This window comes from Halobacillus sp. ABD4_316, assembly GCF_056161385.1.
In genome coordinates this window covers 1-12,048 of the sequence record NZ_JBSWZA010000010.1, presented here as the reverse complement: position 1 = coordinate 12,048, position 12,048 = coordinate 1, and the positions used below count along the sequence as shown (strand labels likewise).

Genomic DNA, 12,048 nt, shown 5'->3' with positions numbered 1-12,048 from the left:
ATTATTAGAAAAAGTTACAAAGTTTCGGAACTTTTCTTATAAATACAGAACTTGCTCATAAAAGTATGGATTTATAGGCCTTTTTCAGGTGACAAGGACCTAAAAAAACAAGCCTCAATCGCCTAATAATAAAATCCATCTCATAGTGAAGATGGATTCCTTTTACGGTATAATGGATGAACCTTCAGCTTTTCGCGGAGTAGAAAGCACTTTTCACACCTGGAAAGTGCTTTCTTTAATTACATAGCACCTTTTCGATAAATTCTATCTTCAATTCCCTTTTTTTCAATAAGTTCTAAACTACCGACTTCAACAAGCTTCTTTAAGAACACACAAACATTTGGAAATATTCTTAAGGCCGAACTACCAGGGTATGTTTCACTTGGAGCACCATGTAGCTCGATAAGGTATTGACAGATATTTTTCGCACTAATTCTTGTTTCATCTGTATTTTTGAAATACACAAGGATGCCTAACTGCAATTCTTTCTCTAACATCAGATTATCTGAGATTCCCAGAGAGTCTAGTTGTGAAACCATTTCATCTCGTTGTTGCTTCATCTCTTCTCGCGACTGCTGTTCATTCTCTTTAAGTTTCGATACTCTTATATCCTCTTCTTTCTTTGAATGTTCATTCACTCTTACTATTAACCGTCTTACTTGCCTGTCTAAAAGGGGTAAACCAACATTGAAATGCTCTTGGATATCGTTCGGAATGTCGATTGGTTCAAGAAGGTCCGGCGCAATAATATCATCTAATGTCCAACACTCTTGAATCTTCGTTAATAACTCATCCATCTCGTAGTCAATATTCTCCCAACCTCTAACAATAGCCTTGGCCAATTCAGAAGATATGCCAGTGTGTTCAATAAAGTGGTTGATTCCAAATTTTCTTATGGTCCCTGTCTCGAGATTTTTAACTGTGTATTGATACCGCAGAATCTTTCCGCATTCACAGTGGAGTTCTTTATGCCTGTTCCATCCAGTTCCACCGTCTTGATAATCAACCAATTCCCATTCTACATGCCCCGAAGTTGTTCTACCTTTATCTGCTGCTAGCACGTTTGCAAATATTGTTTTTCTTCCCCGTTTCAACTGGTTGATAATAAAGTCCTTCTGTTTCTCGTCTATACTATTCAGTAGACTATCTCTTTCTTTAACTGTTAGTATGTAGCTCCCCATCTATTAACTGCCTCCTATGAATGTTTCGTTGTTTTAGTTTAACTGTAGTTCACGCTAAACTTATCAAATATACATGTGCTTATGGGAAAAAATCCGATTTTTTTCAATGAAATTATTAGAAATAATGTCGTTAGGATACCGAGGCTTCTTATTACCTAACTTTTAAGAAAATAAGAGATAAGGTTTATGCTGATAAAAATAGATTGGAATCAAAAGTTCAACCTATATATTTTGTATAGAATTTTCGAGTATGCCAAAGGAAATTATATGAATATCGTCAAATTTTGCCGGTTTTTGTATCTTATCTTCTGATTAACGAATATAAGTAGCTAAACAGACGAATAATTAGAAATACACAGGAAAGCACAGGTCTCTTTTAACCTGTGCCCATTTTATTATGTATGCTGATTAAGATACTGTACGATAGCCTGAGAATATATATCTTGATAATTTACTTTCTTAATTGCTTTCCATGTGCGCACATCCTGCAATAGCTCTATTGGCACTTCAAAGTTCGCAGATACTTTCTTACAGTCGAAAACAAAACTGCCATTTATACTGTCCTCAAACTGAAATACATGGTTTTTATACTTGTTAAGTACAAATTTAAGCATTTTAGGAAAGGCATTATTCCTAAACTGGTTGTTCCTGGCACAATAAAGTAAAAATGCATCAAGTACCACTTCGGGAACCTGAGTGTTAACCATTTTTTTAGGTTCTATACTTTTCCTTTTTATCTTAGGCGTTAAATTAGTCGTTTCTCTTAATTCTTGCATGGAAGGTCCTACATAGGGACTCTTCTTATCCTTTTTCTTTTGACTTGTAAGGTTACCAATAATGTTTATTTCCTCAATTGATTTTCCCATTAAGATTCTACCTCCGTTGCTCTTTCAAGTGTTCCTATAATTTCTTTAGTTAACTTCTGATAATGGAATAATGCATTACTGTCTGCAGCATAAAACATTCCACGCGTGTTCTTCTCTGGATACCCAAGAACAGAAAATTCATGGATTCGGCTTTTTCGTTTTGTTTTCATTTGGAATACCATTGAACCATAATGCTCTCTCAGCGCCTTTTCAACCTTGTTTGAAAGCTTGGTATTGTTCATCATTCCAATAGTGACTCCACTAATCTTACTATCTATCCCAGCTTCTTGAAGTTCTTCGATGTCTTCTATGTAGTTCTTTGTCATTTCCATCGATAATATCTCAGCTTGAGTTATAACAATATGGTGAGTGGCAGCTGCCATAACTGCTGTGCTTAGAGAAGATTTAGAAGGTGACATATCCAAAAGGATGTAATCGTAATCTCTCTTTTCTATTAACTGTGACATTAATGAACGGAAATATAGGTATCTCCGTTCATTAATGCCTTTACCTTCCATAATCCTTTCGAATTGATTAATATATTCGCTCCCAGCTACCATATGTAGCTGTTCGTTTATCGGGATAATGTTTGATGTAATGTCATCTTCTTCAATAGCTGAAAAGATGTTGTTCTGGTCCATTCCCTCTACCATATTCCCACTTGTGAGCATTCTTGTTCCAGAGCATTGTGGGTCAAAATCGATAAATAGAACTTTATATCCTTTCTCTACAAGTTGATGACTTAAAATAAAATTGCTTGTTGTTTTTCCGCAACCGCCTTTGTAATTCCCCATTAAAAGTATTTTCATTAATATTCCTCCAAGTAATAAAATTGCCTGCTTCTTATATTTCTTAAGAAACGACTGAATCCCTTACTTTCTGAACAATAATTTTCTAAGAGGCCCTTTAACACCTCTTCAAATCAGCAATACTCTGTTTTTCTAAAAAGTAAGGTACTAATAAAGTAAACAAATGGCGTTCTTTACTTTAGCAATTGTTTAATACTACCACCATTATTTAAGTAATCCCTAAAAGTTTCCGGTGTGAAACCCTTAAATGTTTCGTCACAACATTCTTTTGCTTCCTCTTTTAAATCATTCCTAAGTTTTTTTATCCATTGTTCTTTTATTGAGGAATTACTTATTTCACTGATTCGCTCTCTTCTTTCTATATAGGGTGTTCTTAACAAAAGTTCATTTATCTTACCTTCTATGTATTCTCTTTGATGCCATTTAAAAGAGTATTCCAATTCCATTTGCCTTCGGGATTCTAATGTCATATTTTCTAACTCTGACAGAAGGTCTAAACTAAATGGTCCTAACGAATACCATTTGTATCGTTGCTCCACCTTGACTCTCTTAGATTTCTTTATATATTTCCACGTGTAAACGTAGCAGCTCTTTCCAATCCATTTCAGTGTATACCTTTTTGCAGTTTTCTTTTTCTTAGTCATTTAGTTTCTTCCTTTCTTAATTAACTGTTAGTTATTTGTGAATAGAAGAAAGAAATCCTAGAAATCCTTAAATTAATTTTCAAAATGGGTTTACAAATGATTCATTCCAACCATATATTCAATTGCATGGTACAGACATCTACCCTTTAAAAAACAAAAGAGCTGAGTTTCTCGGAACCCAGCTTTATAATGTGTGTATCTCTTTTATTATAGATTTAATAACAATAACTTAATTTTTAATGCATTAGACAAAGTTCCCAAATTAAATAGATTTATAGTCGCTACGATAGTTTTATCGATGTACTCCATAATCATTTGGTCATTTGTGAAAGGTTAATCCAGATAGTTAGAATTTTGTTATGGAAATGTTAATGAGGCTTGGTTAGCCATTTAGGATTTATGGAATTGACACCGCTATGTATTTTTCAGAATAAAAGTTGCTTTTAATATTAAATAAAATGTATTACAATATATATTGGCGCATTTAGCGCTACAAGAAATATTCCTAGCATACAAAAGGACACTACTTTAAAAAGTAGTGTCCTTTTTCCATTCTATAATAAAGCTTACTTATTAGAAGTAGATGCTTTATTAAATAAATTGAACATCATATAAACGATTCTTTATAATTAACTACAACTTATATGTGAGAAGTAGTTTATCGTGAACACCTTCATTATCCATGCTTTTACCACTTCTTTGAAGTCGATTTATCATAGAAGTACCACAATTCACGAGAACTTCAGTTTCAAATAAACCTTCTGGGGCTTCTACACTAATATCTTCTGTCCCTGAACGCCTGCTTCCATTTATTGAAAGTACTACCTTGGCTCCTCTACGTTTACAAGCAGCTATTTCTTCAAACAAATCATTAATATTAAATGACTGAGCTCCATAAATAATTGTCTGAGAGTGTGTATATGGAGGGTCACAATAAACTAAATCCCATTCCCCAGCCATGCACATTACTTCTCTGAAATCTGAGTTCAAAAAAATAGTATCCTTAATTATTTGATTCCATATTTTCGCACGCTGCTAAAACTCTTGCGGTGGGATAGGCTTATGAAGGCCTAGAATGGGACTCATATAACCGCGCCTTTTTCTAAATCGAATAACCCCGCTGTAGAAAGTCCGAGGGAGAGATAAGAAGTCTAACGTTTTTTTCATTAAACCTTTGCTTTATGATTTCATAATTTTCTTTTTTTATCATAGCTCTATTAAAGTTCGTTGGTGTTATTTATAGAAAAAATAGGACTACCTTATAAGATAGTCCTATGCAGAATTATTGTCTTATTAAAATAGCCTTCAGAGAGAACGCTGATTATGAGATTGTATAATCCCCTTAAAAGACCTTTAAGCTACGATTATAATGGAATAAGCAAAAACCAGGATGTTAATTGACATTAGCATTAACCTCTTCCAACCTCTTCCTCCTACGGCGCTAATGAATCCCAGTAACGGTAACACAAAGAGCCCTATGAACATCATTTCCCCCGGTATTGTAATGAAAGACTGATTTATAAAAACGGTTAATAAAATCACTCCATAGAAAATAACGAAGAAGAAAGATATTTTGTGGTTGCTGCTATATAAATCACCAACCCACTGTTTACCCGCCTGAAGGTGAAAATCATCTTCGTTACGATAATGACGTAGAGATTCAAATGTAGAAACTAAATTGTTAATAATTGAATACTTGGGTGTTTCAGGTCCTTTTGACAAGTCATCGTTCAAGTATCCTTTACTAACAAAGCGCTCTCGGAACTTCTCTATTACTTTAATAGGTTCTTTGTACATCTTCCTTTTTAACATTAGTCTCATTAAGAAACGAATAAACATTAGTTGTGTGACATCAAAAACACTTCGCATTATAATAAAACTTCCTTTGCAATTTAACTCTTTTTCTTATTTGACTATTCTGCTCCGTTAGTTCAAAAAAACGGTATTATTTATGCCTCGAACTTAGATAACCTAAATTGTATCATAGGTTTCTATAATTGGAATTAAAGCCTCCTTTATTAGCACACCATTCATCGTGACTCCATTTCTTTCATGATGGATGCTTTCTAATACTTGAAACCATGTCAGTTATTGATTTAGATACTTCGCTACTACACCTTTATACGATTAATCAACACTTTCAGCCTTCGGTAGTAGTTGTTGACGCTTTGGATGTGATAAAGCCCTTTGTTTGGTGCAGATTTTGCCGTCTGATTTGAACTGATAGGTGTCCACCCCATTATCAAACGCATAGGTTTTGAAGGCACGCCAAGCATCCGTGCATAACAGATTCTCACTCGAAAGTTTATGCCCGATGGCTTTGTTTAATTGCTCTTTTTGTCAATCGCCCCATCTCTAATGTTGGGGATAAAATCACCTTCTCACGCTCTCTTGCGACCAGCACACACACCTGTTCCTTGCTTATGCTGCGTTTCTTGGTGAAGCCATCCCTTTTGCAAGGTTTTCTATCCGAAATCTTTTATTGTCCCTTTACCGAGTACAGGAAATAGGTCTCGTCCCCTTCTACAATACCTTGGAGTGCTGTACTTTCCATATGTTTAATGCCGAAAGAATTTTGCATCTCCAATAGAACAAGGTTAGGGTAACATCCTCAATCAATTTTACAGCTTTTCGGAGCGAATAACTTTCTATCATACATTCGATATACTTCGTTTAAAGATAGAGATGCCGCGTTCAGTTCAAAACAGTATTTATAAGGTCGGTGAACGTCATACGACAAGCTTTACAGCGGCAACACTGTTTCTTCACTTCTTCAGCGTATACCATCGTGGTATATTTTCCAAATCGCACAATATGTTCTGATTTGCAATTTGGACAATGATAGACGTTCTTATGCTTACGTTCTGAAATCTCTTCTAGTGCCGTTCCTGGGGATTATGACGCAGTGAGAGCATCAATTAAGTATTCTCAAAAGCGATGCTTTTCGCCTGGATTCATATTTAAATGACTTTAAGGATATCCGTTGCTCTCACAGCCGTCCCCCACTTGTATTTGATAACCCCATTATAGAACTTTTGTTCTAATATCTACAACAAGCTTTAATGGAGCCAATGACATTCAGTCTGCTCTTCATTCAACTCATCAATCTTCTTGCTAAACTACTAAATAGATTATTCCTATATAGGTTTCATTAAAGAACCCAACAATAAATTAATTGTTGTTATATGTTTCACCAGCGATTCCATTTGTTTTAGGGGGGGGTGAATTTTTCAAAACTCACAGGGTTTATGATAGTTAGTTTTAGAAAAGAAACCTACCCCTTGTTCAAAGTATAGAAAGGCAATATAGCCAATAAAAAGTGATTATCAAATAAACTCGCCACAGGTCCTGCTTTACCGAGCACACTACCACAGTGTTCACTTTTTTCTACCTCGCGTTAGCGACAGGCACGGTATATGTAACAACTACTAGATAATTGTTACTCTGGGGAAGGAAATACTCTTCTCACGAGTGACCTACCGATGGTTAGTCGGCGCCAAGGTTTGACGGGGGACCCTAGTAAAAATTTTCGTCAATTATACAACTAAGCAGATGCCTTCCATCTGCCAGAAGAGCGCTTCGCTACATTCTTATCTTGAAGGTTTGTAAATATTGTTTCAAAAAGAAATTTTATTATCCTTTTACCATAAAAAATTTCTAGCAGAACATACTGTATGTCACGTAAAATTCAGTTTTTATCCAAAAAGAAGTTCGTTACGAAAAATTAAATCGTAAAAAACCCCACAAGCTTTATCATATTTAGTACATTTATTATGCAGAACAAAACATAGAGAATTTGAATTCAGTACATAGATAACCAAACAAAACTAAAACTAAGTGGAAGGATGAGCAACATGGCGAAATTTGAAATGGCATGGAAGAAGAGATATAAAGATAGTGGTTATATTAAAGAGATTATCAGCTACTCTAAAGAGGAAGACAAGTTTAGGTTTTCTGATTATATAGTTCCTGATGAGGGCCAAGATATAGCGGGAGACCAAAAGTGGGCAACGTTTACTCTCAAAGATAATGCATCGTATCAAGTTAAGGATACAAAGACTGGTCAATTCTATTACTTTATAGTCATTGATGGAGATAAAGAAAAAGTTAAAAGATATAAAGTGATAAGATACTTCGATACCGATGCAACGTACTCAAGCAAAAAAACACCTAGCTACCAAGCGACTGGGCTGGAATATTCACAAGACAAAGATTTGCTTGAATTCATTATTGAGAATTATGAACTTTCTATGCAGGTTGCAGAGCACAAATCGAAAGAAGCTGCTGTTGGCATTCAGGCTACTCTTAGTAAACTAGCCCAATTCAACGGTAATGAGAGTGAATATCAAACTATTAAAGAGGAGTTTAGCAAGGGAAAAAGCCTAGCAGAAGTGAGAAATTCACTCCTTAAAAGTAAAAACAACGAGGATGAGGAAGACTTGTTTAATCAAATTCTCGTCGGTTCTATAGCAAGTTGATGAAAAGGTAGTCCACTGGGGCTTCCTTTTTCATAGTTAACTATCATTATTGGGTTCTAAATTGTCATTACCTTGTTTTTGTAAGATAATGTAATCGTATATCAAGTCTGTAATTTGCAGGAGGCGAACTATAATAATGGAGTCAATTGTACTCGAACTTCAAAAGAAGCAATGGTTTCAAATAATGATGTAAGTGGACTGTTAAGGCGCTCTTTAGTCATTGCTAGAAAATTAGAACTCATTGATTTTGAGAAGTGGGTAAATGATGAATTAAGCGGCTATAGAGCTAGACCAAATAACGCGCCTGACTACAGAGAAATAACTGGAACTCTTCAATGATTTAATCCAGTAAGAGGCTGGTGCGCCGTGTTAACAGAAGACCCGGAATTAATGGATAGCATTACGAACGTTAAACTATTTGAGTCGGTCTCCGAACTCGAGAATTTAGTAAATAGCATAGACAGCAATAACTTTGTTTATCAACTTAATCAAAAGCAACAAAACTTAATCTCCAGTCTAGGGGATGGAGGATTACAGCAGTTCAGACTGTTATTCAGTAAAAACCAAGCTCAGAGAATAATTGAGACAGTTAAAAACATTATTCTTGATTGAACTTTAACTCTAGAAAAGGACGGAGTATTGGGGGAAGGTATGACTTTTTCTGAGCAAGAAAAAATTGAAGCTATTAGACAAAACTATACTGTAAATAACTTCTATGGTAATACATCAGGCCTTCAAATCCAACAACACACACAACACTCATCGCAAACCCAAGTGAATGAATTTGATGCAGAAGCTGTAGACGGGTTCATAAAAACCCTTAAAGAGAACATTAATCATATAGAGCCACTAGATAGAAAGTCGAAAAAAGCAGTTCAAAAAGAAATAGAGACTATCCAAAAGCAAACAAAATCAAGTAAACCAAATATACCTCTAGTTAAAGAGTCATTAACTACCATAAGGAATGTTCTTGAAGGTATATCTGACAGCTTAGCAGCACAAGGATTGCTATATCAGCTTAGTCACTTACCAATATGGTAGTTAGAAAGTTAGCCCCTATAAACAGGGGCTATACCTATTGGGAATTTTCATTTTAGTTTTCTTATACGGGTGTTTTTCTTCGGAATAAGCTTGTTTATTGGGCTGGCCTGCTTATGTGCTTCTCTTAAATCTTGACCCGTAATATTCAAATACCTTTTTGTCATATCCATGTTCTCATGTCCCATAAGCTTCTGTAAGGAGAAGGCATTTCCCCCATTCCTCAAGTACATAATGGCAAAGGCATGCCTTAGGTCGTAAGGTCTTATTTTGAAGTTCAGTTTCTTACTATACTCGTTCATTCGTTTACTCCATATCTTCCTTGTAATACTCTCACCATCAGTGGTTGAAAAGACCGGCAAATCTTCTCCCCAATCGTCCGGCCGCACCCGTATAAGTTTCTTTATTGTGTTCATTGTACTTGGGAGAAGCGGAAGTGTTCTTGATTGTCTCGTTTTCGCTACAGACTCCGGAACCGTCACCGAACTGTTATTGATATCAAAGTCCTCTACTGTTAATTGAAAAGCTTCACTGGGCCTTGTGCCTGTATCTAATGTAAACAGGATTAAGGAATAATCCCTCAAGCCAGCATACGTTTGTTGATTTGGAAGCTTTAATAAGTGCTGTAGTGTTTCTAATGGTATTTCAACAATTCGTGGCGGAGCTTTACGTTTTTTGTACCCATCCAGTGGATTAATGTACATAAATCCTTCACCAATGCACCAGTCATAAAAGGCGCGTAGATATATCAATCTAAGATTGTAAGTTGCCGGCTTTATGTTTGCTGAGAGGTGCTCTAGAACCCCTTGCTTGGTTTCTTCTTCTTTCCCCCATGATAGAGGGTTCTTCTTATAAAAATGTTTTATATGGTTGTTATATCCTTTAAGAGTTGCTTCGCTGACACCATGTGCCTTTTTCCACAACAGAAAGTCTTCCATAGCTTTTTGCCATGTCGTATTTGCTTTCTTACTTTCTGAGAGGTGCCCTGAACTCCCATCCAGGACTTCAGGTATTCTACTTCTTGGCTTTCTCATTCTTCTGTCTGGCATAAATAAAAAATCCTCCGTTTCATTCAACGAAGGATAAGATGTTAGGTGATAGGTCGTGTCGCCCTAACGGATAATAATTTAGGGCGACACGACTTCCCGTCCCGACACCGAAATTAGACAAAAAGAAAAATCGCTGTTATACAGCGATTTCCCTTGTCGTTATCGACTTTTAGTACCGGTGGCCGGGGTCGAACCGGCACTCCGTGAGGAACACGATTTTGAGTCGTGCGCGTCTGCCAATTCCGCCACACCGGCAAATAATCTTATGGAGGCGGCAACCGGAATCGAACCGGTGATAAAGGAGTTGCAGTCCTCTGCCTTACCTCTTGGCTATGCCGCCATAAGATATTCAATTATGATTGTATCATATTCAATGGATCCTGAATATGTGAATGTATGGAGCGGGAGACGGGATTCGAACCCGCGACCCCCACCTTGGCAAGGTGGTGTTCTACCACTGAACTACTCCCGCAATGATAAGTGGCTGGGCCAGCTGGATTCGAACCAGCGCATGACGGTACCAAAAACCGTTGCCTTACCGCTTGGCTATGGCCCAATAATTCAGTTCGTTTATTATGAAATAAATGGGGCGGCTGATGGGAATCGAACCCACGAATGCCGGAACCACAATCCGGTGCGTTAACCACTTCGCCACAACCGCCATAAGAAGCAGGGGTAGTAGGAATCGAACCCACATTGACGGTTTTGGAGACCGTAGTTTTACCATTAAACTATACCCCTATTTAATTTTAAAAGAAAATGGTGGAGGGAGTAGGACTCGAACCTACGAACCCGATGGGAGCGGATTTACAGTCCGCCGCGTTTGGCCAACTTCGCTATCCCTCCACTTGAAAAGTGGTGCCGGCCAGAGGACTTGAACCCCCAACCTACTGATTACAAATCAGTTGCTCTGCCAGTTGAGCTAGGCCGGCTAAATGGTGGCTCGGGACGGAATCGAACCGCCGACACACGGATTTTCAGTCCGTTGCTCTACCGACTGAGCTACCGAGCCTAAGTATGTATAAGATTTAAAGTGGCGGTCCGGACGGGACTCGAACCCGCGACCTCCTGCGTGACAGGCAGGCATTCTAACCAACTGAACTACCGGACCAAATGATTTGGCTGCACTTTACAGCGTGACTATTCAAAAGAATAATTTGGTTGCGGGGACAGGATTTGAACCTGTGACCTCCGGGTTATGAGCCCGACGAGCTACCAGACTGCTCTACCCCGCGATAATGTGCGTTATGCACGATAATGAAATTCTATGGTGGAGGATGCAGGGTTCGAACCTGCGACCCCTTGCTTGTAAGGCAAGTGCTCTCCCAGCTGAGCTAATCCTCCGTAAGTGGTGACCCGTACGGGATTCGAACCCGTGTTACCGCCGTGAAAGGGCGGTGTCTTAACCACTTGACCAACGGGCCAATGTTAATGGCGGAGAGTGAGGGATTCGAACCCTCGAAACCGTGGTAACGGTTTACACGAATTCCAATCGTGCTCCTTCGGCCAGCTCGGACAACTCTCCACTATGGCTCCAACGGTAGGATTCGAACCTACGACCGATCGGTTAACAGCCGATTGCTCTACCACTGAGCTACGTTGGAATAATGTATCAATCTGGCGACGTCCTACTCTCACGGGGGTAAACCCGACTACCATCGGCGCTGAAGAGCTTAACTACTGTGTTCGGCATGGGAACAGGTGTGACCTCTTCGCCTTCATCACCAGATCTTTATAACTCCTTTTTTTCAAGGACAAGAACTATTATACTGTATCTTGTAATGAAAATCAAGGTGTTTTTGAAAGTTTTTTTGAAAACCCTCAAAACTGGATAAGGAAACAACTATTGATGAAACATCATTCACGAAGTATATATAGATAAGTCATCGATCCATTAGTATCCGTCAGCTCCACGTGTCACCACGCTTCCACCTCGGACCTATCAACCTCATCGTCTCTGAGGGATCTTATCTGCTCGAAGCA

At 37.9% G+C, this 12,048-nt stretch carries 9 protein-coding genes, 15 tRNA genes, 2 rRNA genes and 2 pseudogenes; 3 read left to right on the top strand and 25 right to left on the bottom strand.

Going from position 1 to position 12,048, the window contains the following annotated elements; translation table 11 throughout:
- Positions 1-239 precede the first annotated feature (239 nt).
- From ACXAJH_RS19705 to ACXAJH_RS19675, 7 genes and pseudogenes are all read right to left on the bottom strand, one after another.
- Complete coding sequence (locus tag ACXAJH_RS19705) at positions 240-1,181, bottom strand: DUF3895 domain-containing protein (RefSeq protein WP_474994958.1); 942 nt, start codon at positions 1,179-1,181, stop codon at positions 240-242.
- Between the two features lie 395 nt (positions 1,182-1,576).
- Positions 1,577-2,047 (bottom strand): hypothetical protein, encoded by a 471-nt coding sequence (locus tag ACXAJH_RS19700; RefSeq protein ID WP_474994957.1) that lies wholly within the window; start codon positions 2,045-2,047, stop codon positions 1,577-1,579.
- Positions 2,047-2,856, bottom strand: a complete 810-nt coding sequence (locus ACXAJH_RS19695) for a ParA family protein (RefSeq protein WP_474994956.1) — start codon at positions 2,854-2,856, stop codon at positions 2,047-2,049. The genes ACXAJH_RS19700 and ACXAJH_RS19695 overlap by 1 nt, the downstream gene beginning before the upstream one ends.
- 173 nt (positions 2,857-3,029) lie before the next feature.
- A complete protein-coding gene (locus tag ACXAJH_RS19690; RefSeq protein WP_474994955.1) occupies positions 3,030-3,500 on the bottom strand; it encodes a hypothetical protein in 471 nt (156 codons plus the stop codon).
- Positions 3,501-4,133: 633 nt separating this feature from the next.
- Complete coding sequence (locus ACXAJH_RS19685) at positions 4,134-4,490, bottom strand: DNA adenine methylase (protein WP_474994954.1); 357 nt, start codon at positions 4,488-4,490, stop codon at positions 4,134-4,136.
- 363 nt (positions 4,491-4,853) lie between these two features.
- Positions 4,854-5,297 carry a hypothetical protein gene (locus ACXAJH_RS19680; protein WP_474994953.1) on the bottom strand — a complete coding sequence of 148 codons (444 nt, stop codon included), beginning with the start codon at positions 5,295-5,297 and terminating at the stop codon, positions 4,854-4,856.
- A gap of 152 nt (positions 5,298-5,449) precedes the next feature.
- Positions 5,450-6,493 (bottom strand): annotated as a pseudogene (locus ACXAJH_RS19675) (IS1595 family transposase).
- Between the two features lie 861 nt (positions 6,494-7,354).
- On the opposite strand from ACXAJH_RS19675, the gene ACXAJH_RS19670 reads away from it, so the two are divergent.
- The 3 genes and pseudogenes from ACXAJH_RS19670 (at position 7,355) to ACXAJH_RS19660 (ending at position 9,019) form a co-directional block, all read left to right on the top strand.
- Positions 7,355-7,978: a hypothetical protein gene (locus ACXAJH_RS19670; RefSeq protein WP_474994952.1), complete on the top strand. Its 624-nt coding sequence runs from the start codon at positions 7,355-7,357 to the stop codon at positions 7,976-7,978.
- A 171-nt stretch (positions 7,979-8,149) separates the two neighbouring features.
- Positions 8,150-8,590, top strand: a pseudogene (locus ACXAJH_RS19665) (AbiTii domain-containing protein).
- 39 nt (positions 8,591-8,629) lie between these two features.
- Positions 8,630-9,019, top strand: a complete 390-nt coding sequence (locus tag ACXAJH_RS19660) for a hypothetical protein (RefSeq protein WP_474994951.1) — start codon at positions 8,630-8,632, stop codon at positions 9,017-9,019.
- Positions 9,020-9,066: 47 nt separating this feature from the next.
- Here ACXAJH_RS19660 and ACXAJH_RS19655 read toward each other — a convergent pair whose 3' ends face one another.
- The 18 genes from ACXAJH_RS19655 to ACXAJH_RS19570 all read right to left on the bottom strand — a co-directional run.
- Positions 9,067-10,065, bottom strand: coding sequence for a tyrosine-type recombinase/integrase (locus tag ACXAJH_RS19655; protein ID WP_474994950.1), 999 nt, complete (start codon positions 10,063-10,065; stop codon positions 9,067-9,069).
- A 173-nt stretch (positions 10,066-10,238) separates the two neighbouring features.
- Positions 10,239-10,320: transfer RNA gene (locus ACXAJH_RS19650), tRNA-Leu, on the bottom strand.
- An 11-nt stretch (positions 10,321-10,331) separates the two neighbouring features.
- Positions 10,332-10,405 (bottom strand) — tRNA-Cys (locus tag ACXAJH_RS19645).
- A 57-nt stretch (positions 10,406-10,462) separates the two neighbouring features.
- A tRNA-Gly gene (locus ACXAJH_RS19640) sits at positions 10,463-10,537 on the bottom strand.
- Positions 10,538-10,546: 9 nt separating this feature from the next.
- Positions 10,547-10,621, bottom strand: a tRNA-Gln gene (locus ACXAJH_RS19635).
- A 29-nt stretch (positions 10,622-10,650) separates the two neighbouring features.
- Positions 10,651-10,726: transfer RNA gene (locus tag ACXAJH_RS19630), tRNA-His, on the bottom strand.
- Between the two features lie 9 nt (positions 10,727-10,735).
- A tRNA-Trp gene (locus tag ACXAJH_RS19625) sits at positions 10,736-10,806 on the bottom strand.
- A gap of 19 nt (positions 10,807-10,825) precedes the next feature.
- Positions 10,826-10,911: transfer RNA gene (locus tag ACXAJH_RS19620), tRNA-Tyr, on the bottom strand.
- A gap of 10 nt (positions 10,912-10,921) precedes the next feature.
- Positions 10,922-10,997 (bottom strand) — tRNA-Thr (locus ACXAJH_RS19615).
- Between the two features lie 4 nt (positions 10,998-11,001).
- Positions 11,002-11,077, bottom strand: a tRNA-Phe gene (locus ACXAJH_RS19610).
- A gap of 22 nt (positions 11,078-11,099) precedes the next feature.
- Positions 11,100-11,176: transfer RNA gene (locus ACXAJH_RS19605), tRNA-Asp, on the bottom strand.
- A gap of 47 nt (positions 11,177-11,223) precedes the next feature.
- A tRNA-Met gene (locus tag ACXAJH_RS19600) sits at positions 11,224-11,300 on the bottom strand.
- Positions 11,301-11,333: 33 nt separating this feature from the next.
- Positions 11,334-11,409: transfer RNA gene (locus tag ACXAJH_RS19595), tRNA-Val, on the bottom strand.
- A gap of 5 nt (positions 11,410-11,414) precedes the next feature.
- Positions 11,415-11,489, bottom strand: a tRNA-Glu gene (locus ACXAJH_RS19590).
- Between the two features lie 8 nt (positions 11,490-11,497).
- A tRNA-Ser gene (locus ACXAJH_RS19585) sits at positions 11,498-11,590 on the bottom strand.
- A gap of 4 nt (positions 11,591-11,594) precedes the next feature.
- Positions 11,595-11,669: transfer RNA gene (locus tag ACXAJH_RS19580), tRNA-Asn, on the bottom strand.
- Positions 11,670-11,680: 11 nt separating this feature from the next.
- Positions 11,681-11,794, bottom strand: a 5S ribosomal RNA gene (gene rrf, locus ACXAJH_RS19575).
- 145 nt (positions 11,795-11,939) lie between these two features.
- Positions 11,940-12,048: ribosomal RNA gene (locus tag ACXAJH_RS19570) — 23S ribosomal RNA — on the bottom strand; the annotation flags it as partial.

Coding starts and splice junctions, on each gene's coding strand:
- ACXAJH_RS19705 (WP_474994958.1), bottom strand. CDS start 1,181: ATGGGGAGCTACATACTAACAGTTAAAGAAAGAGATAGTCTACTGAAT.
- ACXAJH_RS19700 (WP_474994957.1), bottom strand. CDS start 2,047: ATGGGAAAATCAATTGAGGAAATAAACATTATTGGTAACCTTACAAGT.
- ACXAJH_RS19695 (WP_474994956.1), bottom strand. CDS start 2,856: ATGAAAATACTTTTAATGGGGAATTACAAAGGCGGTTGCGGAAAAACA.
- ACXAJH_RS19690 (WP_474994955.1), bottom strand. CDS start 3,500: ATGACTAAGAAAAAGAAAACTGCAAAAAGGTATACACTGAAATGGATT.
- ACXAJH_RS19680 (WP_474994953.1), bottom strand. CDS start 5,297: ATGTACAAAGAACCTATTAAAGTAATAGAGAAGTTCCGAGAGCGCTTT.
- ACXAJH_RS19670 (WP_474994952.1), top strand. CDS start 7,355: ATGGCGAAATTTGAAATGGCATGGAAGAAGAGATATAAAGATAGTGGT.
- ACXAJH_RS19660 (WP_474994951.1), top strand. CDS start 8,630: ATGACTTTTTCTGAGCAAGAAAAAATTGAAGCTATTAGACAAAACTAT.
- ACXAJH_RS19655 (WP_474994950.1), bottom strand. CDS start 10,065: ATGCCAGACAGAAGAATGAGAAAGCCAAGAAGTAGAATACCTGAAGTC.